This is a genomic window from Nitrospiraceae bacterium, assembly GCA_035623075.1.
In the GTDB taxonomy this organism is placed as follows: domain Bacteria; phylum Nitrospirota; class Nitrospiria; order Nitrospirales; family Nitrospiraceae; genus DASPUC01.
Window position 1 is genome coordinate 288,313 of sequence record DASPUC010000024.1, and the last position, 23,678, is coordinate 311,990.

General features: G+C 57.5%; 25 protein-coding genes. 23 read left to right on the forward strand and 2 right to left on the reverse strand.

Features of this window, described 5'->3' with window-relative positions:
- Window positions 1–51: 51 nt before the first annotated feature.
- The gene (locus tag VEI50_08050) at window positions 52–288 is read right to left on the reverse strand and encodes a hypothetical protein (GenBank protein ID HXX75068.1); all 237 of its coding nucleotides are present in this window, start codon (window positions 286–288) and stop codon (window positions 52–54) included.
- 612 nt (window positions 289–900) lie between these two features.
- Between VEI50_08050 and dnaA the strand changes: the two genes are divergently transcribed.
- The 5 genes from dnaA (at window position 901) to VEI50_08075 (ending at window position 9,190) form a co-directional block, all read left to right on the forward strand.
- Window positions 901–2,244 carry a chromosomal replication initiator protein DnaA gene (dnaA, locus tag VEI50_08055; GenBank protein ID HXX75069.1) on the forward strand — a complete coding sequence of 448 codons (1,344 nt, stop codon included), beginning with the start codon at window positions 901–903 and terminating at the stop codon, window positions 2,242–2,244.
- Window positions 2,245–2,269: 25 nt separating this feature from the next.
- Window positions 2,270–3,397 (forward strand): DNA polymerase III subunit beta, encoded by a 1,128-nt coding sequence (gene dnaN, locus VEI50_08060; protein HXX75070.1) that lies wholly within the window; start codon window positions 2,270–2,272, stop codon window positions 3,395–3,397.
- Between the two features lie 111 nt (window positions 3,398–3,508).
- Complete coding sequence (gene gyrB, locus VEI50_08065) at window positions 3,509–5,980, forward strand: DNA topoisomerase (ATP-hydrolyzing) subunit B (GenBank protein ID HXX75071.1); 2,472 nt, start codon at window positions 3,509–3,511, stop codon at window positions 5,978–5,980.
- 92 nt (window positions 5,981–6,072) lie between these two features.
- Window positions 6,073–8,544, forward strand: a complete 2,472-nt coding sequence (gyrA, locus tag VEI50_08070) for a DNA gyrase subunit A (GenBank protein ID HXX75072.1) — start codon at window positions 6,073–6,075, stop codon at window positions 8,542–8,544.
- Window positions 8,545–8,590: 46 nt separating this feature from the next.
- Window positions 8,591–9,190: a hypothetical protein gene (locus VEI50_08075; GenBank protein HXX75073.1), complete on the forward strand. Its 600-nt coding sequence runs from the start codon at window positions 8,591–8,593 to the stop codon at window positions 9,188–9,190.
- Here VEI50_08075 and VEI50_08080 read toward each other — a convergent pair.
- On the reverse strand, window positions 9,141–9,629 hold the full coding sequence (locus tag VEI50_08080) for a DUF721 domain-containing protein (GenBank protein HXX75074.1): 489 nt from the start codon (window positions 9,627–9,629) through the stop codon (window positions 9,141–9,143). The genes VEI50_08075 and VEI50_08080 overlap by 50 nt on opposite strands.
- A gap of 67 nt (window positions 9,630–9,696) precedes the next feature.
- Between VEI50_08080 and smpB the strand changes: the two genes are divergently transcribed.
- The 18 genes from smpB (at window position 9,697) to VEI50_08170 (ending at window position 23,523) form a co-directional block, all read left to right on the forward strand.
- Window positions 9,697–10,170, forward strand: a complete 474-nt coding sequence (gene smpB, locus VEI50_08085) for an SsrA-binding protein SmpB (GenBank protein HXX75075.1) — start codon at window positions 9,697–9,699, stop codon at window positions 10,168–10,170.
- Between the two features lie 342 nt (window positions 10,171–10,512).
- Window positions 10,513–10,962, forward strand: coding sequence for a DoxX family protein (locus VEI50_08090; GenBank protein ID HXX75076.1), 450 nt, complete (start codon window positions 10,513–10,515; stop codon window positions 10,960–10,962).
- A gap of 92 nt (window positions 10,963–11,054) precedes the next feature.
- Window positions 11,055–11,951: a pirin family protein gene (locus VEI50_08095; protein HXX75077.1), complete on the forward strand. Its 897-nt coding sequence runs from the start codon at window positions 11,055–11,057 to the stop codon at window positions 11,949–11,951.
- A 62-nt stretch (window positions 11,952–12,013) separates the two neighbouring features.
- Window positions 12,014–12,688: a DsbA family oxidoreductase gene (locus tag VEI50_08100; GenBank protein HXX75078.1), complete on the forward strand. Its 675-nt coding sequence runs from the start codon at window positions 12,014–12,016 to the stop codon at window positions 12,686–12,688.
- Window positions 12,685–13,098, forward strand: coding sequence for a VOC family protein (locus tag VEI50_08105; protein HXX75079.1), 414 nt, complete (start codon window positions 12,685–12,687; stop codon window positions 13,096–13,098). The genes VEI50_08100 and VEI50_08105 overlap by 4 nt, the downstream gene beginning before the upstream one ends.
- Window positions 13,099–13,106: 8 nt before the next feature.
- A complete protein-coding gene (locus tag VEI50_08110) occupies window positions 13,107–13,598 on the forward strand; it encodes a DUF4396 domain-containing protein (protein HXX75080.1) in 492 nt (163 codons plus the stop codon).
- A 28-nt stretch (window positions 13,599–13,626) separates the two neighbouring features.
- Window positions 13,627–14,073: a VOC family protein gene (locus VEI50_08115; protein HXX75081.1), complete on the forward strand. Its 447-nt coding sequence runs from the start codon at window positions 13,627–13,629 to the stop codon at window positions 14,071–14,073.
- A gap of 131 nt (window positions 14,074–14,204) precedes the next feature.
- On the forward strand, window positions 14,205–14,345 hold the full coding sequence (locus VEI50_08120; protein HXX75082.1) for a hypothetical protein: 141 nt from the start codon (window positions 14,205–14,207) through the stop codon (window positions 14,343–14,345).
- Window positions 14,346–14,359: 14 nt separating this feature from the next.
- Window positions 14,360–15,283 carry a pyrroloquinoline quinone biosynthesis protein PqqB gene (gene pqqB, locus VEI50_08125; protein ID HXX75083.1) on the forward strand — a complete coding sequence of 308 codons (924 nt, stop codon included), beginning with the start codon at window positions 14,360–14,362 and terminating at the stop codon, window positions 15,281–15,283.
- Window positions 15,280–16,044: a pyrroloquinoline-quinone synthase PqqC gene (gene pqqC, locus VEI50_08130; GenBank protein HXX75084.1), complete on the forward strand. Its 765-nt coding sequence runs from the start codon at window positions 15,280–15,282 to the stop codon at window positions 16,042–16,044. Before pqqB ends, pqqC begins: the two co-directional genes overlap by 4 nt.
- Window positions 16,013–16,288, forward strand: a complete 276-nt coding sequence (gene pqqD, locus VEI50_08135; protein HXX75085.1) for a pyrroloquinoline quinone biosynthesis peptide chaperone PqqD — start codon at window positions 16,013–16,015, stop codon at window positions 16,286–16,288. Before pqqC ends, pqqD begins: the two co-directional genes overlap by 32 nt.
- Before the next feature lie 2 nt (window positions 16,289–16,290).
- On the forward strand, window positions 16,291–17,394 hold the full coding sequence (pqqE, locus tag VEI50_08140; protein HXX75086.1) for a pyrroloquinoline quinone biosynthesis protein PqqE: 1,104 nt from the start codon (window positions 16,291–16,293) through the stop codon (window positions 17,392–17,394).
- 104 nt (window positions 17,395–17,498) lie between these two features.
- Entirely contained in the window at window positions 17,499–18,638 is a 1,140-nt protein-coding gene (locus VEI50_08145) for a sorbosone dehydrogenase family protein (protein ID HXX75087.1), read from the forward strand.
- A gap of 58 nt (window positions 18,639–18,696) precedes the next feature.
- Window positions 18,697–19,566, forward strand: coding sequence for an MBL fold metallo-hydrolase (locus VEI50_08150; GenBank protein HXX75088.1), 870 nt, complete (start codon window positions 18,697–18,699; stop codon window positions 19,564–19,566).
- 74 nt (window positions 19,567–19,640) lie between these two features.
- A complete protein-coding gene (locus VEI50_08155) occupies window positions 19,641–19,847 on the forward strand; it encodes a CDGSH iron-sulfur domain-containing protein (protein HXX75089.1) in 207 nt (68 codons plus the stop codon).
- A 229-nt stretch (window positions 19,848–20,076) separates the two neighbouring features.
- Window positions 20,077–20,502 (forward strand): OsmC family protein, encoded by a 426-nt coding sequence (locus VEI50_08160; protein HXX75090.1) that lies wholly within the window; start codon window positions 20,077–20,079, stop codon window positions 20,500–20,502.
- Window positions 20,503–21,291, forward strand: coding sequence for an ROK family protein (locus tag VEI50_08165; protein ID HXX75091.1), 789 nt, complete (start codon window positions 20,503–20,505; stop codon window positions 21,289–21,291).
- Between the two features lie 180 nt (window positions 21,292–21,471).
- Window positions 21,472–23,523 (forward strand): sigma 54-interacting transcriptional regulator, encoded by a 2,052-nt coding sequence (locus VEI50_08170; protein HXX75092.1) that lies wholly within the window; start codon window positions 21,472–21,474, stop codon window positions 23,521–23,523.
- The last annotated feature ends 155 nt before the right edge of the window (window positions 23,524–23,678 follow it).

A 23,678-nucleotide genomic window follows, 5' to 3' on the forward strand; every position in this document is an offset into this window, starting at 1 on the left:
TTCTTTTCCGTTCATCTGGTGCCTATGCCAAAACGTGTGGCGGTCGTGATTTCAGGTGATCCCTGCAAGACGCATCGCCCTGTTGAGGCCTTGCGTATTGCGTTGGGTCTTTGCGCTGGGGAGCATGAGACCACGGTCATCCTTCTCGATCACACTCCCCTCCTCCTCACGGACGACACTGATGATGTGGTTGACGTCGATATCCTCGAAAAATACCTTCCCTCCCTCAGCCAACTGCGGGTCCCATTTCTTATGGAGGCTGACTCCTTTCCTAGGCCATTGCGTCATGAATTTGCTGTATCTGCTGCATCTTCGGACAAGATCAGAGGAGTTCTTCAGTCGGTGGATCGCAGTTTAGTCTTTTGATTTCCTGTGGGAGTTTCTTGGTGAGCAAGACATTGTATCTGCTTCGTCGGCATCCGAATGAGATTTCTCGTGCGCTGTTTCATACTTCAGATCCAGGAGTAGAGGTAGTCCTTATTGAAGAGGCTGCTTCACGTGCATTCTCTTACGATGATCTCGTGAGGAAAGTTTTTGAAGCGGACCGTGTGGTTGTCATATAAGGACGACCAGGTCTTACTCCGAAGAAAAGTGTGTCAGAAGAGAGAAACCTCGGCGTAGTAGGAGAAGTAGTAGTAAGGTCAGCAGATAGTGGGGATGAGTCGAAACGACTGTTGGGGTATGGAAATAAGTTACTCGGTCTCTGGGGAAGTCCTTGGGGATTGACTCTGTATGATCCCTGTGCGAACAGTGGACATACTGGGGAACGTCTGGAAGTAGCAAAGTGTGTGACAAAAAGAGAGACGTTCGAATGGCTACGATCACCAGAGAAAAAAGATACAGAAATCCAACTTATCCACAGGTGTGAATAAGCCTGTGAATGAACAACCATAAGGGGTTATGAGCGTTACGAGCGTCTGGCAAGAGGCTCTGTCCTACATTCAGGGTAAGGTCCCAAAGCAGGTCTACGACACCTGGTTCACTCCGGTTCAGCTTGAGAGAATTGAGGAGTCGACCGCACAAATAGGCGTTCCTAATAAGTTTTTTGGGGATTGGCTCAGTCAGCATTATGGTCCGCTGCTTGCGGAGGCTGTCTCAAATGCCAGGGGGGGTGGCGACCTCGCTGTAAGCTTTGTCGTGTTTCAGCGTTATGCAGCCCGTCAACCAGAAAATCCCCCAATCAGTCAGGCGGGCCGGACCGGGACTCCGGTCCGCGCAAGGAGAGGGGGACAACTCAATCCCAAATACACCTTTAAGAACTTTGTCGTGGGAGCCGGCAATCAGTTCGCCCATGCAGCCTGTATGGCTGTGGCCGAGCAGCCGGCCAAGGCGTATAACCCGCTCTTCATCTATGGCGGTGTGGGGTTGGGCAAAACGCACCTCTTAAATGCGATCGCGAACCATGTTGCGGAGCGAACCGACCTCCGGATCGCATACCTGACGACAGAGCAATTTACCAACGAAGTCATCAACTCCATCCGCTATGACAAGATGATGGACCTGCGCAAACGGTATCGTCACATCGACATGTTGATGATCGACGACATCCAGTTCTTGGCCGGGAAAGAACGGACACAGGAGGAATTCTTTCACACGTTCAACTCGTTGTACGAGGCCCACAAGCAGATTGTTTTATCCAGCGACCGGTTCCCCAAAGACATGCCCGATATCGAAGAACGGCTGCGGTCACGGTTTGAATGGGGACTGATCGCAGATTTACAGCCGCCCGACGTTGAAACCAGGATCGCCATTCTCAGGAAGAAGTCCGAAGACGAGGGTGTCACGCTGCCGGAGGACGTGATCCAGTTTCTCTCAACAACCATGAAAAGCAACATCCGCGAGCTCGAAGGATCGCTGGTGCGCCTTGGAGCCTATGCGTCGTTGACCGGGCAGACGATCACCCTCGACATGGCGAAGAACGTGCTCCGGGACCTCATCGGCGACAAAAAGAAGATCGTGTCGATGGAAGATATTCAAGAGGCCGTGAGCGCGCGCTTTCACGTGAAGATCGCCGACCTCAAGTCGAGGCGTCGCAGCAAGACGCTCGTGCATCCGCGCCAAATCGCGATGTACCTCTGTCGCGAATTGACCGACGCATCCTATCCCGAGATCGGGCGTCATTTCGGCGGGAAGGATCATACGACGATCATTCATGCCTGTCGGCAGATCACGAAAGCACAGGACGGCGACGCCACGCTGAACGCGACATTGGAGAGCCTCAGGGAGGAGATTCTCAGGGGGTGACGAGGCGCTCGAGGGAGAGACGACCATGAAGGTACGGATTGGGCGTGACGAATTGTTGACGGGCCTCCAGCGCGTACAGGGCGTCGTGGAGAAGCGAAACACCATGCCCATTCTTTCCAATATCCTGTTCGAGGCCAAGCAGGAGGGGGCGGAGATCGTGGCCACCGACTTGGAGCTGGGAATGCGCGGGCTCTACAAGGCCACGGTTCTGAAGCCGGGAGGCATTACCGTCTCCGCACGCAAGCTGTATGAGATAATCAAGGAACTTCCGGCGGGGGACATCGAGCTCATATCAGGAGACAATAATTGGACGACGATTCAAGCAGGCAAAAGCCAGTTCAAGATTGTCGGGCTTCCGAGCGCGGACTATCCGGCGCTTCCGACCATCGATCGAGAGGGCCTTATTCCCCTCGCGGGAGCCGGCCTTCTCGAACTGATTCGCAAGACCCTCTTTGCGGCCGGCGACAACGATGCACGGTATATTCTCAACGGGCTCCTGGTCACGCTGATCACGACCGATAAGAAGACGATGTTGCGGTTGGTTGGCACCGACGGTCACCGGTTGGCGGTGGCTGAACAGGACGTCGGCAAGGCAACCGGCAAGGGGGCGCCGCAAGAAATCAAGGCGATCATTCCTAAAAAGGCGGCGCATGAGATGCAGCGCCTGCTGGAAGAAGGCGGTGATGGGGAACCGTTGATCGGGTTCACCAAGAACCTCATGATCTTCCGGAAAAGCGGTCTTTTGTTGACCTCCCGGCTGATGGAGGGAAACTACCCCAACTATCAGCAGGTCATTCCAAAAGAAGGCCAGAAAAAGGTCAGCGTCAACCGCGTCGAATTCGAGAGCGCCCTCCGCCGCGTCTCGGTGCTCTCGCGGGACAAGGCGAACGCCGTGAAAGTCTCATTTGCGGCGGGGCGGATGACGCTGTTCTCGAGCAATCCGGACTATGGCGAGGCCACGGAAGAACTGGCGGCGCGGTACGACGGCGAGGCCCTGAATACAGGGTTCAACGCCCGCTACCTCCTGGATGTCTTCGGGGTGATGGACGGAGAGACGATCTCTCTCCAGATGGACAACCCGCTCAGTCCCTGTTTGATCCAGGAGCCCGATAGTCCAGGGTTCAAGTGCGTCGTGATGCCGATCAAGATCTAGGCATCCATTGTCACCGGTCATGAGTCGTGCGGATGCTTGCCGCCAGGCATGACACCCGTGGACTACATGACCGGGGACAGATGTTGGTTGACCAATCAGCAGAGGAGCCGAATGGCTACTGACGAGACAGCGGAGCGGCCGAAATCAGAGAGCTACAGTGCGGACCAGATCAAGGTCCTGGAGGGCCTCGATGCCGTGCGCAAGCGGCCGGCGATGTATATCGGCAGCACCAGCGTGGACGGCCTCCATCACCTCGTGTACGAAGTCGTCGATAACAGCGTCGACGAACACATGGCTGGCTTCGGCGAGACGATCGAGGTGACCATCCACATTGACGGCAGCGTCACGGTCGTCGACAACGGACGCGGTATCCCGACCGGCATGCATCCCACGCAGAAGAAGTCCGCTGCAGAAGTCGCGCTCACGATGCTGCATGCCGGAGGCAAATTCGAACAGGGTGCCTACACAGTCTCCGGCGGATTACACGGCGTCGGCATTTCGGTCGTCAACGCGCTCTCTGAATGGTTGGAGTTGGAAATCTGGCAGGACGGGCAGGTATTCGAACAACGGTATGAGCGGGGGAAACCGAACGCGCCGCTCAAAGATACAGGAAAAACGAAGCGTCGAGGCACGAAGGTCCGATTCAAGCCGGACGGTCAGATCTTTGAAACGCTGGACTTCAGCTTCGACGTATTGGCGCAACGGCTGCGCGAGCTTGCCTTCCTCAACAAAGGCCTTGCGATTACCCTGAAGGACGACCGCAAAGAGCCGGCCAAGGAACAGGTGTTCCTCTACAAGGGCGGCATCATATCCTTCGTCGAGCATCTGAACGAAGCCAAGACCCCGCTCCACAAGCCGATCTACGTCAACGTCGAAAAAGAGAAAATGATCCTGGAAGTGGCGTTGCAATACAACGACAGCTACGCGGAAAATCTCTTCTCCTTCGCGAACAATATCAATACCAAGGAAGGTGGCACACACCTCGTCGGCTTCAAGGCCGCCTTGACCCGCACGATTAACAATTATGCGAACGCGAACGATCTGCTGAAGAAAGAGACCGAGTCGCTCACCGGTGACGATGTGCGCGAGGGTCTCACGGCTGTGGTCAGCGTCAAGGTCCGCAATCCGCAATTCGAAGGGCAAACCAAGGCCAAGCTTGGTAACAGCGAAGTCAAAGGAATCGTCGAAGCTGCGGTCAACGAAGCGCTAGGAACGTACTTCGAAGAAAATCCGCCGGTCGCGCGGAAAATCATCGGCAAGGCCATCGATGCGGCCCGCGCACGCGAAGCGGCGCGTAAGGCCAAGGACCTTATTCGGCGTAAGAGCGCGTTGGATGGCGGCTCGCTTCCGGGCAAGCTGGCGGACTGTGCGGAGAAGGATCCGGCGTTGAGCGAACTCTATATTGTCGAGGGTGATTCCGCCGGCGGATCAGCGAAGCAGGGGCGAGACCGGAAATTCCAAGCGATCCTGCCGTTGAAGGGCAAGATTCTCAACGTCGAAAAGGCGCGCTTCGACAAGATGCTCTCCAGCGAGGAAATCCGCGTCTTGATCATGGCGCTCGGGACCGGCATCGGGCGCAAACGTGAAGAGGGCGATAAGGGCGACAAAGACACGTTCGACATCGCCAAGGCCCGGTACCACAAGATTATTCTCATGACCGACGCGGACGTCGACGGCAGCCACATCCGGACCCTGCTCCTGACGTTCTTCTTCCGCCAAATGCCTGAGTTGATCGAACGGGGCTACATCTATATTGCCCAGCCTCCGCTTTTCAAAGTGAAGAAAGGGAAAGCCGAACGATATTTGAAGGATGAGGGTGCCCTGAACGAACACCTAGCCGACTTGGCGGTCGAGGATGTCGAAGTCTACGTGGAAGGAGCACAGGACTACGTCACAGGCCGCCGTCTGCTGCCGATCTTGAAGAAGCTCATCGCATTCGAGACGCTCCTGACCCGTCTTAACAAGAAGCCCCATGAAGCCAGCATGCTGCGGGCCTTCGTGGACGTGCCGGGACTCGATCGCGAATTGCTCAAGAACAAGAACGCGCTGAAGAATGTAGTGACGGAAGTGAAGAAAACCTTGGCCGTTGTCTACCCCAAGCTGACACCAGCCATCGAGATCGTCGACGATGAGGAACATCAGTCGAACAAAGTGACCTGCCGTCTGCTCGTGAGCGGAATCACCCACAGTTTGGACGTGACGCACGATCTGGTGGGCTCTGCCGAGTTCCGCGAGCTTCAAAAGTTGGCGCCATCGGTAATCGGGATCGGCCGTCCTCCTTATAAATTGAAGGCAAAAGGTCAGGTCCAGCAGGAAGCGGAGACCGACGAATTGGTCAAGGCGATCTTGGATATGGGCAAACAGGGACTCAGCATCCAGCGGTATAAAGGTCTCGGTGAAATGAACCCCGGGCAGCTCTGGGAAACCACCATGAATCCTGAGGTGCGGACGCTGTTGAGGGTGAAATTGGAAGACATCACCGGGGTCGATGAAATCTTCACGATTCTCATGGGCGATGAAGTCGAGCCCCGGCGGAACTTCATTCAGGATCACGCGTTGGAAGTCAGGAACTTGGATGTGTAGAAATTGGCTAGGGGCCAGTGGCAAGGGGCTAGAGGTTGGGCAGTCAACTCTAGCCTCGTGCCCCTCGTCTCTCGCCCACCGACGGAGTCGGAATGCCCCCCGATGAACGGCTGAGTCAGATTGCAATCGAAGACGAGATGCGCTCGTCGTACCTGAGCTACGCGATGAGCGTCATCGTGGGCCGAGCCTTGCCCGATGTACGAGACGGTCTGAAGCCGGTGCATCGCCGCATCCTCTTCGGCATGAACGAAATGGGCTTGGTCCACAACCGGCCCTATCGGAAGTCCGCCAAGATTGTCGGCGAGATCATGGGGAACTACCATCCCCACGGCGACAGCGCGATCTACGATACCTTGGTTCGGATGGCGCAAGACTTCAACATGCGCTATCTACTCGTGGACGGCCAGGGCAACTATGGCTCTGTGGACGGTGATCCACCGGCGGCCATGCGCTATACCGAGGCGCGGCTGGCGAAGCTGGCCGAAGAGATGCTGGCCGACATCGACAAGGAAACGGTCGACTTCGGCCCGAACTATGACGAGTCCCGTGTCGAGCCGCTGGTCCTCCCGTCGAAGGTCCCGAATCTCCTGGTGAACGGTGCAGGTGGAATCGCGGTCGGCTACGCGACGAACATTCCGACCCATAACATCGCGGAAGTCATCGACGGACTCCTGCTATTGCTCGACGAGCCTGACACGACGATTGCCCAGCTCATGAAAAAGATTCCGGGCCCCGACTTCCCGACCGCCGGCTTTATCTACGGCACGGCCGGGATCAAAGAGGCCTATGAGACCGGCCGGGGCCTGCTGACCCTGCGGGCGAAAGTCAATATCGAGTCGGATGAACGGACGGAGCGCGAGCGTCTGATCGTGACCGAAATTCCGTACCAGGTGAACAAAGCCAAGTTGATCGAGCGGATCGCCGAGCTGATCCAGGAGGATCGCATCAAGGGCATCTCGGACCTGCGCGATGAATCGGATCGCGAGGGCGTGCGCATCGTGATTGAACTCAAGCGGAGTGAAATCCCGCTTGTCGTACTGAACAATCTGTACAAACACTCGCAGCTCCAGACGACCTTTGGCGTGATCATGCTGGCGCTGGTGAATAACCGGCCGGAGGTGCTGAATCTCAGGCAGATCCTCCAGCACTTCGTCGATCATCGCCGCGAGGTCGTCGTCCGGCGGACCGCCTACGAGTTGCGCAAAGCGGAAGACCGGGCCCACATCCTCGAAGGGCTCAAGATCGCCCTCGACCATCTCGACGTCGTCATCACGCTGATCCGGCGCGCCCAATCGCCCGACGAAGCCAGGGCCGGGTTGATGCGACAGTTCTCGCTGAGCGAAATCCAGGCCAATGCCATTCTGGACATGCGGCTCCAACGCCTGACGCAACTGGAGCGGACGAAGCTCATCGAGGAATACGCGGAGGTGTTGAAGCAGATCGAGTATCTAAAGTCGGTCCTGGGGAGCGAGGCCTTGGTGCGGAAGATCATCAAGGACGAGTTGATCGAAATCCGCGAGAGCTACAAGGACGACCGTAAGACACAGATCGTGAAGGAAGAGGCGGAAATCAACGTCGAGGACCTGATTGCGGAAGAGGAAGTCGTCGTCACGATCTCGCACGCCGGGTATATCAAGCGCAATCCCGTCTCGCTCTATCGAGCCCAACGTCGTGGCGGCAAGGGCAAGATCGGCATGGGCATCAAGGAAGAGGATTTCGTCGAAACACTGTTTACGGCGTCGACTCACGACTATCTGTTGTTCTTCACCGACGCGGGCAAAGTGTACTGGCTGAAAGTCCATGAAATTCCAGAGGCAGGGCGCGCCGCAAAGGGCAAAGCATTGGTGAATCTCTTGGCGCTCGCGGGCGATGAAAAGGTCACAGCGACTCTACCAGTGAAAGAATTCCGGGAAGACCGCTTCGTGGTGATGGCGACGAAACAGGGCATCGTCAAGAAAACGGAACTCTCGGCCTACGGGAATCCGAGACAGGGTGGAATCATCGCGTTGGGACTGGAAGAGGGCGACAAGCTGATCAGCGTCCATGTCACAGACGGCCAGCGCGAGATTCTCCTGGGGACCAAGCAGGGCATTACCATTCGATTTACGGAGGACGAAGTCCGGCCCATGGGCCGCACCGCCTACGGCGTAAAAGGCATCACGCTCGAAGAAGGCAATGTCGTCATCGGGATGGAGACCATCACGCCAGATTCCACCACGTCCATTCTCACGGTGACGGAAGGCGGCTATGGCAAACGGACGCCGGTGACCGAATATCGCATTCAGGGCCGGGGCGGCAAGGGCATCATCAGCGTCAAGACGACCGAGCGGAACGGTCTGGCCGTGGGTTTTCTCCAAGTCCGCGAGGGCGATCAAATCATGCTCATGGCGGCGCAAGGCAAGGTGTTGCGCTGCAGCGTCGACGACATCCGAGAAATCGGCCGCAACACGCAAGGGGTGCGGATTCTCGAGCTTAACGGGGACGACCGGGTTGTGGCAGTGGCTCGGCTGGCCGAAAGTACCGAACGCGATGACGCGGGACCTGACGAGAGTGCTGTTAACTGATCTTCGTCCGTGACACCCGGCCTCCCTGACCGATTTGTTCCCACCCATGAATGATTCAACGAGTCAGCCGGCGGTACCCGGGCAAAAGAAACCGCTCGATACCGTCGTCAAGATGGCGCTGGGAGTATTCGTCGGGTCCTTTGCGTTGATCTGGGGCGGGATGTATCTCAGCCGTCCCGACCGGTCCATTCCACCTTACAGCATCGGGTCGCAAGAAGGGTCGGCCGTCGCGGTTCACGTGCCGGCCTGGACGAGCGACGCGGAGATTGAAACCCTCATCGAGCGCTTCCGGAAAGTCGGCCGGGAAACCAGAAACTTCGGGGCCATGAAGATTCGCCCGACGACGCCCGATGATCCTCAGAGCCGTTATCACCGTATCACGATCTACATCTTTACGCTGGATGACTGGGCAGAGGCACCGATCCTCCATCAGTACCTAACAGGTGAAGATCGAGACGTGCGGGAGGGGTTTCGGAAGGCGTTACGGGGTTTCTACCAACTGACTGATTCGGAAGAAGAGGGCCGGATCGGTCCGTTGGTCGAGGGCCCTGATACAGCCGCGACGATGGCTTATTCCCGCCAGCTGTTCAAGGGACCTATCGGTCAGCCCTTGACCGGGTCGAGCGAGCGAGCGAGTGCGCCATGAGGTGCGCAAAGCGATACCGAAGATCCGGATCGTGAATTGGAGACGCGTGAGCGGAGGTTTCCGCGAGGAGATCGACGCTCGGATTGCTCGCGTCTGTGCTTTGGTCTACAGAGGAGGACACCTGGTCCGACTCCGGAAGCTCCCCCACCCGGAACACGATGTCGGCGATGAAATCCGCGCCGACCGCGCTGTGAAGTTTCTCAATCAGCGTCGGCTTGAGAAAAGTCAGTTGGTGGAGCCAGACGCTATTATGGACGCGCACGTACAGTTTCTTGTATCGGATTTGATCGGGCCAGGTGTTGGAGGCGATCGGTTCGCCGACAATCGCACCCCATTCTCGCCGAACGCGGCTTTCAAGGAGTTTCGACTCAAGACCCAAGCGGCGGGCTAGACCGTTGAGTACGGTCCCGATCGAATCGAGTGGGCGGACGCCGCGCATGCGCGCATGATAGGGAGTGTGCGCACAGCGGTCAAGCGAGAAGACTCACTCCGATCGACAGTGCGACATGACCAAAGCTTCAGACGATCATCAAAAAGTCGTGGCGACCAATCGGAAGGCCTACCACGATTATTTTATCGAAGAGAAACTGGAAGCCGGCCTCGTGCTCAAGGGAACGGAAGTAAAGTCCCTGCGGGAAGGCCGCGTGAACCTGCAGGACAGCTATGCCTCCGTCCATGGGAACGAAATCTTTTTGCACCAATGCCATATCAGTCCCTACAGTCATGGCAACATCATGAACCACGACCCGACAAGGGCCAGAAAGCTGCTGTTGCATCGGAAGGAAATCAACAAACTCATCGGAAAGACTCAGCAGAAAGGGCTCACGCTCGTGCCGCTCCGCATCTACTTCTCCAAGCGCGGCCATGCGAAGGTCGAGATCGGTCTGGCGAAGGGAAAGAAGCAGTACGACCGAAGGGAATCGATCAAGGCCAGAGAAGCCGGTCGCGAAGTCGAACGGGCGATCAAGGAGAGAAAGTAGAGTCAGCGGGTCCTGTCGCCGACCCAGCCCATTCGTCCTCGCTCCACCCATCCCCCAGTAGGTCCCTTACGCTGCGGGCGAATGGGCGCCCGGGTCTGCACCACCCGCTGACTGAAGAAAAGCGGAGAAGTTCTAAAGCCGGCGCCGTTAGTCGTTGTTACTCGCACATTCCAACTCGTTGATCTCGCAAGACAAAATAATCACCACTTTCTCGTCGCCACTGTTACTTGACTTTGTTCTAACTAGAACTATTATACTGGGGTCAGCCGGGGTTTTATGTCGATCTCAGCGATCGCAGCAGTTTGAACAGGCAGTGGGTCGATTAATCACAAGGGGGTGCCCATGAAAGTGCTCTTTCAGACGGATGAGAGTTGGGTCGGTCTGATCTTACGACTGACGCTGGGGTTCGTGATGTTTCCACACGGAGCGCAGAAGCTCCTCGGTTGGTACGGTGGATTCGGCTTCTCCGGCATGATGGGCTTCTTCACGGAAACCATGCACCTCCCATGGTTGATCGCGTTCCTTGTCATCATCGGAGAATCCTTTGGGAGCGTGGCTCTCCTCCTGGGACTCTTGACGCGATTTACGGCGGCAAGCCTCGCAGTCATCATGCTGGGGGCGATTACAATGGTCCATCTGCCCAACGGATTTTTCATGAACTGGTTCGGGAAGCAGGCCGGCGAAGGATATGAGTACCATCTCCTCGTGATCGGAATCGCGGTGACACTCATGGTGACTGGCGCAGGCAAGTGGTCGGTTGATAAAGTGATCGCAGAACGAGTGCATGTGTAAAGAGTGTCCGATGAAAGGTTTCGATGACTGACAGTCCGCCGATCGGGCGAGCAAGTCCGAACATGGCACGTGGCGGAGAAAGAGAGGTCAGAATGAGAGACGCGATGCTGGCAACCAATGTGAACAAGGCGGCGCAGGTGAAAGTCTATCAACCGGGCTCTCAACATGTTGTCGGGGACGGGTTCCACGTCCGCAATCTACTCCCGAGCAACGACCTGGACCGCGAACTGAGCCCGTTTATCATGCTGGATTATGCGGGGCCTACGTACTATCCGGCGACGGACACGCCGCGCGGAGTCGGCGAACATCCGCATCGGGGGTTCGAAACCGTCACGATCGTCTATCAGGGGATCGTGGCCCATCGGGATTCGGCCGGGAACTCCGGCGTCATCGGACCGGGAGACGTCCAGTGGATGACGGCCGCGTCGGGCATCGTCCATGAGGAGATGCACGAGCGCGCATGGGCCAAGCGCGGAGGGACGCTGCAGGCGATTCAGTTGTGGGTGAACCTCCCCAAAGCGTTCAAGATGTCGGCGCCCGGCTATCAAACCATCGTCAACGCTCAAATTCCGGTGGTGCCGCTAGAGGACGGAGCCGGCTCGCTGCGTGTGATCGCGGGATCGGCGCGAGGCGTCAAAGGCCCGGCGAAGACCTTCACTCCGATCGAACTGTACGATCTCCGTCTGCGCGCAGGTCATTCATTGCCGCTGCAGATTCCGAAGGGTCACAACGTCGGTATGTTCGTCCTGAGCGGCCGAGCATCCGTCGCGGAGTCGCAGAGGTTGGCAGAAGCGGACCTGGCCGTCTGGGCTTCCACGGGCGACGACGTGACGATTACGGCAGAGGAAGATGCCGTGATCCTGGTGATGGCCGGCGAAGCAATCCACGAGCCGGTGGCGCGCTATGGCCCATTCGTGATGAATACGAAGGCGGAACTGGTCCAAGCCGTGAACGATTATCAGGCCGGCAAGATGGGACATTTGTCTTGATGCCGTCGCTCATGAAACGTATGTCGTTGAAAGCTGACGTAGCGCCAGGGATGAAAGCTCACATGGGCCAGTCGACAGCAGTACTCTCGATCGAGATCTATTCCGATGTCGTGTGCCCTTGGTGCTATGTCGGAAAGCGTCGGCTGGAGCAGGCGCTCGAGACCGCTGGTTACGCAAGCCGGGCGCACATTCTGTGGCGCCCGTTTGAGCTGAATCCGACAATGCCGAAGTCCGGCATGGATCGGCAGGCCTATCTCGACGCGAAATTTGGAGGCCCAGAGGCCCGGCGTGCGATGGAGCAACGCATCGCTAATGCCGGTGAAGCGGATGGGATCGTGTTCGCCTTCGACCGGATCGAACGGACGCCGAACACGTTCGATGCCCATCGCTTGCTATGGTTCGCCCAGCAGCACGGGAAGCAGGACGACCTGGCCGAAGCGCTGTTTCACGCCTATTTCTCGGAAGGCCGGGATATCGGCGACGGACCGACGCTCGTCGAGATTGCAGTGGAGGCCGGGCTTGGTCGCGGGGAGGCCCGGCAGTTTCTATCGGGCGATGCGGGAATTGAAGAAGTCCGTGCTGAAGAAGCAGCAGGTCACCGTTTGGGAATTCGCGGTGTCCCCTACTTCCTGTTGAACGATACCTATGCGATCTCCGGTGCGCAATTTCCTGATATCTTTGTCGCGGCCTTGCAAAGGGCAGACGTTGATCGCGCGGAGCGAAAGGTAGGTCGATGATGGCGGTTCAAGTCTACGGCTGCAACCATGTTGTGATCGAAGTGACCGATGCGAAGAAAGCCGTGAAGTTTTATTCCGATGTGTTTGGCCTGAAGATGCTCCGGGGAGGGGAAGGCGCGGCCTGGTGCAAACTGGGCGAGCATCAGTTCATGGCGATCTTCGAAGTCGAGAAGCTCCAACCAGACCGCACGAAACACTTTGGCCTTATGGTGCGCGATCAGAGACAGATCGATGAAGTTCGGCGGAAACTCACGAAGAAGTATAAGCTCAAGCTCCATCCGAATTTCCGCTGCGACTTCCGAGATCCTTGGGGGAACCGTATTCAGGTTGGCGACCTCTCCGACGAGTCGCTGGTCTGGCTTCTCCCCTATCAGGAAGTGCAGAAGGCAGGAGTGACGTTTGTGAAATGAGTTCACCTATGACTCTCGACCACGGACAACACCAACATGAACACCATGCCATGGCAGGAGAACGAGCTTCGCTGACGGGACTCGCTGTCTCGGCCACGATCCATTGCCTGACCGGCTGCGCGATCGGTGAAGTCCTTGGCATGGTGATCGGGGTGGCGCTCGGTTGGAGCAACGCTGCGACCATCGCTGTGTCCATTGTCTTGGCCTTTCTCTTCGGGTATTCGATGACGCTCTGGCCGCTCCTGGCCGGTGGCATGGAATTCGGGCCGGCGGCGGGATTGGCGTTGGCTTCGGATACGCTCTCGATCACCGTGATGGAAATTGTAGACAATGCTGTGGTGTTAATGATCCCCGGTGCGATGGACGCGGGGTTGACCAGCCTGCTGTTCTGGGGGAGCCTGGTACTGTCGCTGGCCGTGGCTTTCGTGGCCGCCTTGCCGGTGAATCGGTGGTTGATCAGCAAGGGTCGCGGACACGCCCTGGTCTACGCGCACCATTAACGGTCAGCTCAGACAAAGAGGATCTGCAATGAAAGCACATTATCTCGGTCACGTCGTGTTCTATGTGAAGGATCTTGAGCGATCATTGAAATTCTATCGCGACCTGCTGGGATTCAATGAAGTCGGACGGATTTTCAACGGAGCGGCCGCCGCGTTGACGTCCGGCCGCACGCATCACGAGCTGTTGCTCATCCAAGTCGGTGACGCGCCGGGGCCTCCGACCGGAAGACATCGAGGCCTGTATCACATCGGCATCAAAGTCGGCGACAGTCTCGATGAATTGCGCGAGGCGAAGAGAGAATTGGAACGAGCCGGTGTTACGATCGACGGCATAAGCGACCACACAGTCAGCCAGAGCCTCTACCTTCAGGACCCGGACGGCAATGAGGTTGAACTCTACGTGGATGTGGACGAGTCCATCTGGAAGGAGAACCCCGAGGCCGTGTTGTCCCCGATCAGGCCCCTGCGGTTGTAACCAGATCAAGGGCTTGCTACCCTCGATCGGCACGACTCAAAGGAGTACAGTTCACCAAGAGGCCACACCACGCAGCCAAATAGCGGGCGCTGCTCACGCTGGGTCCAGCAACCTATAAAGGAGGAGCCGTCATGCGCATGAAATGGGAAACGCCTTCGTTCGCGGAAGTAAAGATGGACGCCGAAATCAACTCATATCAGGACGATTTTGCGGACACTCCGGATGTCCAGGAGCCATCGAAGGAAGCGTCGGTCGCAAACATTCCCCAATAATAGTAGGAACAGCAATGCTCATCCGGGTCCTAGGATCTGCAGCCGGAGGAGGATTCCCACAATGGAACTGCGCCTGCGTGAACTGTCGAGGCGTACGGGGTGGGCTGATCCACGCAGTTCCCCGGTCGCAGGAATCAGTCTGTGTGAGCGCTGACGATGGAGACTGGTTTCTCATTAACGCATCTCCGGACATCCGTTCACAAATCGAGAGCTTCGGCCCTCTCCACCCAAGGAAATCACGCGCCACGCCGATTCAGGCGATCTTTCTGACCAACGGCGACCTTGATCACTGCCTGGGACTCCTCTCGCTGCGGGAGAATCACCGTCTCGTGATCTACGGGACCGAATCCGTGCATCGCGGTTTCACAGAAGGCAATGTCTTGTATCGGACCCTTCAACGCTTTGCCGATCAGGTGACCTGGCGAACCCTGAAACTCGGAGTGGAAGAAACGGTGCTGCGCGCAGATGGATACCCGTCGGGGTTGACGGTGAAAGCCATGGCCGTTCCGGGAAAACCTCCTGTACATTTGGAAGGACTCGTCTCGTCCGATAACCTGGAAATAAATGTGGGGCTCAGGTTTCGCCAGGTCAGCAACGGGCGGGTCCTGACCTATCTGTCCGCTGTCGGCAGAATCACGCCTTCCGTCGTCGAAGGACTGGAAGGCGCGGATTGCGTCATGTTTGACGGTACCTTCTGGTCAAGCGATGAACTGTCCGCGCCGGGCTTCCTCCAGAAGTCGGCCGAGGAGCTCGCTCACTGGCCCGTCGGCGGGCTGGAGGGAAGTCTGTCGATGCTCTCGAAGATCACGGCTCCCCGCCGACTGTTTATCCACATCAACAACACCAATCCGATGTTGCGGGAGGATTCCCCTGAGCGGAAGATCGTCGAGGCAACCGGATGGGAAGTGGCCCGGGATGGGATGGAGGTCAGGCTATGAAGAGCGACCAGCATCAAGGTCCGCTTTCAAAGGACGCCTTCGTGGAGTGGCTCTCGCGCGAAGGTGCTGTCCGTTATCATGACCACCATCTCTTCCATAAGCTCATGCACGATGGGAATCTGACGAATGTCCAGCTGCAACAATGGGTGTTGAATCGCTACTACTACCAAACTCGCATTCCGATCAAGGACGCCCTCATCGTCTCAAAGTCTGAAGACCCGAATTTTCGACGGATCTGGCTCCGCCGCATTCAGGATCATGACGGATCGCAAGATGGGCAAGGCGGCCTCGCTTCGTGGCTCGAGTTGGCCCGCGGTGTGGGTCTCGATATCGAGGAAGTCAGAAACTGTCGGTCTGTGCTCCCGGGAGTCAGGCTCGCCTGTGACGGGTATGTGCAGTTCGTCCGTGAGTCCCCGCTTCTCGAAGCAGTGGCCTCCTCACTGACGGAGTTGTTTGCTCCAGCGCTCATGGCCAAACGCCTCGAGGCGTGGAAACACCATTTTCCGTGGGTAAGTTCGGAAGCCCTGGCGTATTTCCAGATGAGAATTTCCCGCGCCAGCCTTGATTCGAAACAGGCCGTCGAATTCGTCGTGCAACACGCCGTGACGTATGAGCTGCAGAAACGATGTGTGCAAGCTTTGGTCAAGAAGGCCGAGATTCTGTGGCATATACTCGATTGCCTGTATATGGCCTACGTCGAGCCCGGATCAGAACGAGAAAAGGCGGCCCATGCTTATGACCACAGCCAGGCCTCGGCTTAACCGAAAAGTGCGCCTTCGCCTCGATCGGCGCACGGGTCGCTATATGCTGCTGTACCCTGAACGGGGACTGGAGCTGAACGAGACTGCCTTGGAGATTGCACGCTTCTGTACGGGAGAGTGGACGGTCGACGATATCGTCCAACATCTGGCTCGTGCGTTTCATGATGCTTCCCTGCTTGAAATCAAGCGAGACACGCGTCACTTTCTCGACACCCTCGCCGAACGTGGACTCCTGCAAGGTTGACCATGAACGGCGAGTATCGTCCCTATACATTCATCGCCGAACTCACCTACCAGTGTCCTTTACGATGCCCCTATTGTTCGAATCCTCTCGACTATACGCATCAGAGAGACGAAATCGACACCGACACATGGCTTCGTGTCTTTCAGGAGGCGGAAGCACTTGGTGTGGTCCAGCTCAACCTGACGGGCGGCGAGCCGTTGCTGCGGAATGATCTTGAACGGCTCATTGAGGGGGCGAGCAAGCTTGAGCTGTATACGAATCTGATCACGAGCGGCATCCCTCTGACCTTCGAACGACTTGCTCGATTTCGGGCGCTCGGGCTCAACAGCGTGCAAGTGTCCATCCAAAGTACAAAGCCGACGGAATCAGATCGCATTGCCGGCGCACCATCGTTCCACCGGAAGCTCGACGTCATGCAGTGGGTGAGATCGCTCGACATCCCGTTGACCATGAACGTGGTACTCCATCGGGACAACATCGGTGAAACCGCGGCGCTCATCGCGCTGGCCGAAAATGTGTCGGCAGACCGGTTGGAATTGGCCAACGCGCAGTACCTTGGGTGGGCTCTCCGGAATCGCGCAGCGCTCCTGCCCACTCGCGAGCAACTCGGACGGGCACGAGCCATCGCGGCTGACGCCAGGGAACGGCTTCGAGGGAGAATGGAAGTGGTGTTCGTCACTCCCGACTACTATTCGGCGTTTCCCAAATCCTGTATGGATGGCTGGGGACGCCGGTTCATCGTGGTGAATCCGGAAGGGCTTGCGCTGCCCTGTCATCTAGCGCAGACGTTGCCGGGCTTACATTTTGACAACGTCAGGCAGCGTTCCGTCGAGGACATTTGGCATCACTCCTCCGGCTTTAATCAATTCCGTGGAGAGGGATGGCTGCCCGACCCCTGCCGAACCTGCGATCGTCGCACCAAAGACTTTGGAGGATGTCGCTGTCAGGCCTTTCATGTGACGGGGAACGCCGGCGCAACGGATCCAACTTGTTCTCTCTCCCCTGCACATGGGCGCATTGAATCCGCCCGAAGCCAGGCGAGTCACGTGGCCGGTGCGCCGGTGTTGTTTGAATATCGGACCGGCCGAGGATTTGCTCGAGCATGAGCGGGCTCTCTTGGTCCCTCCGTTCCTGGGGATGACCGGACAGTGTGCATTCAATCTGGCGATGAAAAGGAAAACGGAATAGCCGGCTAGGAGGCGATGGTTCGATGAGGCGCGTTGGTATGCTGTCATTCTTCTCGACGATTCTGATCTTCGTCGCCTGCCGGGTCGGCGCAGGCCCTCTCCCGCTCGATACAATCAAGCTCCCCCCCGGCTTTTCCATCGCGATCTATGCGGACAATGTTCCGAATGCGCGGGGAATGACGCTTGGGCAAAACGGCACCGTCTTCGTCGGCTCCAGAGAGAAAGGAGACGTCTATGCAGTCCTCGACAAAGACGGTGATCAACGCGCTGATGCCGTGGTGACTATCGCCCGTAGCTTGCAAATGCCCGTGGGTGTCGCCTATCAGAACGGCTCTCTGTACGTCTCCGCGGTCGATCGCATCTTACGTTTCGACAAGGTTGAGCAAAACCTGACGAATCCTGCTCCGCCGGTGGTGGTCACGGATCGATTTCCGAAAGAGACGCATCATGGATGGAAATTCATCGCGTTCGGTCCAGACGGAAAACTCTATGTGCCTGTCGGAGCCCCTTGCAATATCTGTGAACCCGACCCCGACCGCTACGCGCTCATCGCCCGCATTAATCCGGGCGGGAGCGGTTACGAGGTTGTGGCTCGTGGAGTCCGGAACTCGGTCGGATTCGACTGGGATCCAACGACCCGCGACTTGTGGTTCACGGACAATGGTCGGGATTATCTCGGAGACAATCAACCGCCGGATGAACTCAATCATGCGTCGAAGGCGGGACTGCACTTCGGCTACCCCTATTGTCACGGTGGAACAATCCAGGATCCTGAATACGGCAGCAAGCACGCCTGCAGCGAATTCACTGCGCCGGCCGTCACGCTCGGCCCCCATGTTGCTTCTCTTGGCATGCGTTTTTACACCGGCATGATGTTCCCCTCGGAATACCGAAACCAAATCTTCATTGCGGAGCATGGGTCGTGGAATCGGAGCGAGAAAATAGGCTATCGGATCACCCTCGTGTCACGGGATAAACAGGGGCGACTCCAGTATTCGACCTTTGCAGAAGGGTGGCTTCAGGGTCAAAAGGCATGGGGACGCCCTGCTGATGTTCTCGTCATGCCGGATGGCGCTCTCTTGGTGTCGGACGATTCGGCGGGCGTGATCTATCGAATCAGCTATCGAACACCGTCGGCCAATACTCCCCCGCCACCACCGTGAGTGCTGGTGACTGCCGTGGCGAAGTTTCAGGGTGAGGCTTGAGGAGAAGGAGGCTCTCATGCGCTCGACATGGTTCCGATTCTTACTGGTCGTTGGATGCCTGCTGGTTCAAGGACCTGAGGCGTCGGCTCAACAGTCTCGGCCCGATGATGAAATCACGAAGTTGGCCGATGACGTGTATCTGTTCAGGCACAAATTTCATCAGTCTATTTTTATCACCACGCCAAAAGGTGTCGTCGTCACCGATCCGATCAGTTCCGACGCCGCGACCTGGCTGAAAGCCAAGATCAAGACCCTCACCGATCAGCCCGTCCGCTACGTGATATACAGCCACAACCATAATGATCACATCACCGGTGGCAGCGTCTTCTCCGACACAGCTCTCTTCATCAGTCAGACTGCCGCAAGGCCGAAAATTCTCCAGGCCGGGGATCCTCAGACACCAGTTCCCAACGTGACGTTTGGTGATCGGATGTTCATCGACCTTGGAGGCAAACAGGTCGAACTGATTTACACCGGAAGAAACCATTCGGATAACAGCCTCGTCGTGCTGCTCCCGCAGAACAAGCTGCTCTTCGCCGTCGATTTCATTCCGGTCGAGACGGTGGCCTATCGGGCGCTGCCGGACAGCTATCCAGAGGAATGGATCGACTCGCTCAAACAGGTCGAGCAATTGGATTTCGAGATCCTGGTTCCCGGCCATGGCAAGGTCGGCACGAAGGAGGACGTGCAACGGTTTCGCGGCTACCTCGAAGATCTCAGAGTCGCCGTACTGGAGCAGGTCCAGAAGGGCGCAAGTCTGGAAGAAACGAAAAAAACTGTTCAGCTTCCCAAATACGAACAGTGGCAGCGGTATTCCGATTGGTTTCCGGAGAATGTCGAAGGGATGTACCGGTATCTCTCCGAACAGCGGAAGGACAATCGCTGAGCGAACCTGAAATTGTTTCGGCGCCGATTTACGGTGGAGTACGAGCGCCCATACAACCACCTAAGGAGGAGAACATGAGCGACGTCATCATTACCCCCAAGAATGACGGACCCTATTACGTCAAAGGCACGTTCAAGATCGTGACGGAAGGCGGTCGACAGATCGTGGTCGATGGAAACGAGGCCTGGCTCTGCCGGTGCGGCCACTCGGCAAACAAGCCGTTCTGCGACGGTTCGCACAAGAAGGCCGGGTTCAAGAACAATTTGGATCAGAAATCATGACGACCTAACAAGCTCTGTAAAAACTCAATTGTCGTTCAAAAGTCATTGACAGTTTTAGCGTGGTGAGGGCGCCAGAATAGCCCACAGGATACTCAAAAAGGCCGTCCGGCGCGGCCGCAGCGAGCGAGGAGGCGAGGCGTACTCCGTTCCGTACGTTGAGCCTCTAAGCGATGCGAGAACAAAGCTGGCGGACTTTTTCAGTATCCTGCTCAACGAAGGGAGATGGACGATGAAACGCACCAGTTCCGCAATCTGGCAAGGTGATCTGAAAACCGGCAAGGGAACAGTTTCGACGGAGAGCGGCGTGTTGTCGAAGACCCAGTATTCGTTCAGCACAAGATTCGAGAACGGTAAGGGCACGAATCCGGAGGAGCTGATCGCCGCGGCGCACGCGGGCTGCTTCACGATGGCGCTGTCGGCGCAGCTGGGCAATGCGGGACTCGTGGCCGACAAGCTGGAAACGACGGCCACGGTGAGTTTTGAGAAACTCGAAGCCGGTTGGGCCGTGACGCAGATTCATCTCGACGTAAAGGGCAAGGTCCCGAAAGCCGATGTCACAGCCTGGGAGAAGGCGACCGCTGCGGCAAAATCAGGCTGCCCGATTTCTCGGTTACTCAACACGACGATCACAATGGACGCAAAGTTGGAGGGGTAGATGACGTCGGAAGGGGAAACGATCATGACGGTACGACGAGCAAAGGGAGATGGGAGGAGAACCCGAAGTCCGATCAAGGTGCTCGCGATTGATGTGGGCGGCACCAACGTGAAGGTGCTCGGAGCCGATCAGTCGACACCTCATAAAATCCCTTCCGGGCCGGCCATGACGGCGAAAAAGATGATCGGCGAAGTCAAGCGCGCAACCGATGGTCGAGCCTATGACGCGGTCTCGATCGGGTACCCAGGCCCGGTACGGGGCGGACACCCGCTGGCGGAACCCAAGAATCTCGGCGGAGGGTGGGTGAAGTGTGATTTTCAGAAGGCCTTCGGCAAACCGGTCAAGGTGATCAACGACGCGGCCATGCAGGCGCTCGGCAGCTACGAAGGCGGTCGCATGCTGTTCTTGGGGCTCGGCACCGGCCTCGGTTCCGCGCTCATCACCGACGGTGTGCTGGTCCCGATGGAACTCGCGCATCTCCGGTATCGAAAGGGTCGCACCTACGAGGACTACGTCGGGGTGCGCGGATTGAAGCGGTACGGGAAGAAACGATGGCGCCGGTACGTGCTGGATGTGGTGTCAGCGCTTCGGGATGCGCTCCAATCAGACTATGTCGTACTCGGCGGCGGCAATGCGAAGAGGCTCCAGAGGCTGCCCAAATGGGCTCGTCTCGGAGACAACAGCCATGCCTTTATCAGCGGCTTTCGATTATGGGACGACGCCTGGCAGGATGAACGATCTGCCTGTGTCGTGCGGATGGGCCGTTCAAGTGAAGGGCGTGGGTCGTAAGCCGACCAGCCGGGAACTCGACTTCTTGACTTGTCCTGGGTCCTCCATGCCTGAACTCCATTGGTACGAACGGGGCGTCTAGAGAGGGGCGAGGATTCAAGATCCGTCTCGACCCGCGTCTGCCAAGGCGGCAGCGGACCCTCTTGAGCAGCCACAGCCGATAGTCCATACTGAACATGTATGGACGGGCGCACCGTATCTCCATGTGAGACTCTCTCCGAACGGTACCAAGCCCTACTGGAGGTTGCGGAGGCGATTTCCTCACACCGCGACCTACACGAACTCTTTCGCGACCTCGCCCAGCGGCTTCCCCGGGTCGTCCACGTGAATTTTGTGTCCCTCTCCTTGCACGATCCCGCCCGTAACCTGATGCGATTGCAGACGATCCAAGCGAATGTTCCGGTGGATCTCATCGGTGGCCACGAGGAACCGATTGAGGAAACACCGTCGGGACTCGTATGGCAAACACAGCAACCGGTCCTTGTGCCGGACCTTGCCGAAGAACATCGGTGGCCAAAAGTTACTCAACGGATGAAGGAGGACGGCACGAAGTCGTTTTGTGTCGTGCCCCTGACCACGGCGGTCCGACGGTTGGGAGCGATGGGGTTTTCGAGCTTGGAGAGAGGGGCCTATGGCGAAGCGGACCTGGAATTTCTGCGACAGGTCGGAAACCAAGTCGCCGTTGCCGTGGACAACGTCCTCCATCATCAAGACCTGACCCATGATCGTGACCGCTTGCGTCTCCTCCTGGAAGTGTCCGAGTCTATCGCGTCACACCGTGACCTGGCCGAGCTGTTCCATGATCTGGCCCAACGGCTTCCACGCGCGCTCGAGTTTTCCTATATCGCCTTGATTCTGCATGATCCCGAGCGGAACGTCATGCGTCTCCATATCCTGGAGACGCCGCGACCGGTCAGCATCGCTCCAGGGTGTGAATTTCCCGTCGAAGAGTCGGTTGGAGGTTGGGTCTGGCAACACCAGCAGCCCCTGGTGATCGAGAATATCGAACAGGAAACCCGATTCCCGAAACTGATCCAGATGATTTGCGAGGCAGGCGTCCGGTCCTTCTGCACGGTTCCTCTCACGACCGCGCGCCGCCGCCTGGGTGCGTTGTCCGTCGGAAGCTTTGAACAGCATCATTACGGCAGGGCGAGCATCGAATTCCTCCAACAGGTGGCCAAGCAAGTCGCCATCGCGGTCGAGAATGCCCTGGCCTATGGCGAGATAACGGGCCTCAAGGAAAAACTCGCCAAGGAGAAACTGTACCTGGAAGAAGAAATCAGGACCGAATACAACTTCGAGGAGATCATCGGTGAAAGCCCGACGTTGAAAAAGGTGCTCAAGCAGGTCGAAGTCGTCGCGCCGACGGATTCGGCCGTACTGGTTCTGGGAGAAACGGGAACGGGCAAGGAATTGCTGGCCCGTGCCATTCACAACTTGAGCGGCAGGCGGGAGCGGACGTTCGTGAAGATGAACTGCGCGGCCATCCCCACCGGTCTGCTCGAAAGCGAGTTGTTCGGTCACGAGCGCGGAGCCTTCACCGGGGCGATCGCCACCAAGATCGGACGATTCGAGTTGGCCGATGGCGGCACGCTCTTTCTCGACGAAGTGGGAGACATCACGCTTGAACTCCAATCGAAGCTCCTGCGCGTCCTACAGGAACAGGAATTCGAGCGGTTGGGAAGCACGAGAACCATGCGAGTCAACGTGCGGGTCGTGGCCGCGACCAACCAGGACCTGTCCGAGATGGTGGAGAAAAAGGAATTTCGCAGCGATCTCTATTACCGGTTGAACGTGTTCCCGCTCGTGGTTCCTCCCTTGAGAGAACGCCGCGAGGACATTCCCGTGCTTGTGCGCTACTTTGCCCAGAAGTTTGCGCGACAGTTGAATCGTTCGGTCGAACGCATCCCCGCCGATACAATCGATGCCTTGACGGCCTATGCCTGGCCCGGAAACATTCGGGAGCTCGAAAATCTGGTCGAACGGGCGGTCATCCTCTCCACCGGCCCTGACTTGGTGTTTCCCCTCAGCGAACTCAAAACCCCGCGCTTCCAGGCGGGTGCGGCGTCAGTGTCCACACTGGAAGCGGCGGAGCGAGAACACATCGTTCGCGCGCTGAACGCAACCAACTGGATCATCGGAGGTCAGGCCGGCGCGGCGGCCAAGCTCGGCATGAAACGCACCACCCTCCAATCCAAGATGCAGAAGCTCGGCATCGTACGTTCCCACTAATGCCCACTCACGCCTTTATTTCCTGACAGTGAGCACCCGTGTACATAGACACTCTTGAGCAAGCGACATAGGGGTACTGGTACCGCTGTATCGAGAAGGAGTATCCTAAAGCGCACGGCTCAAAACTCTGAACGAAGACCGCTGTGTTTGATTCA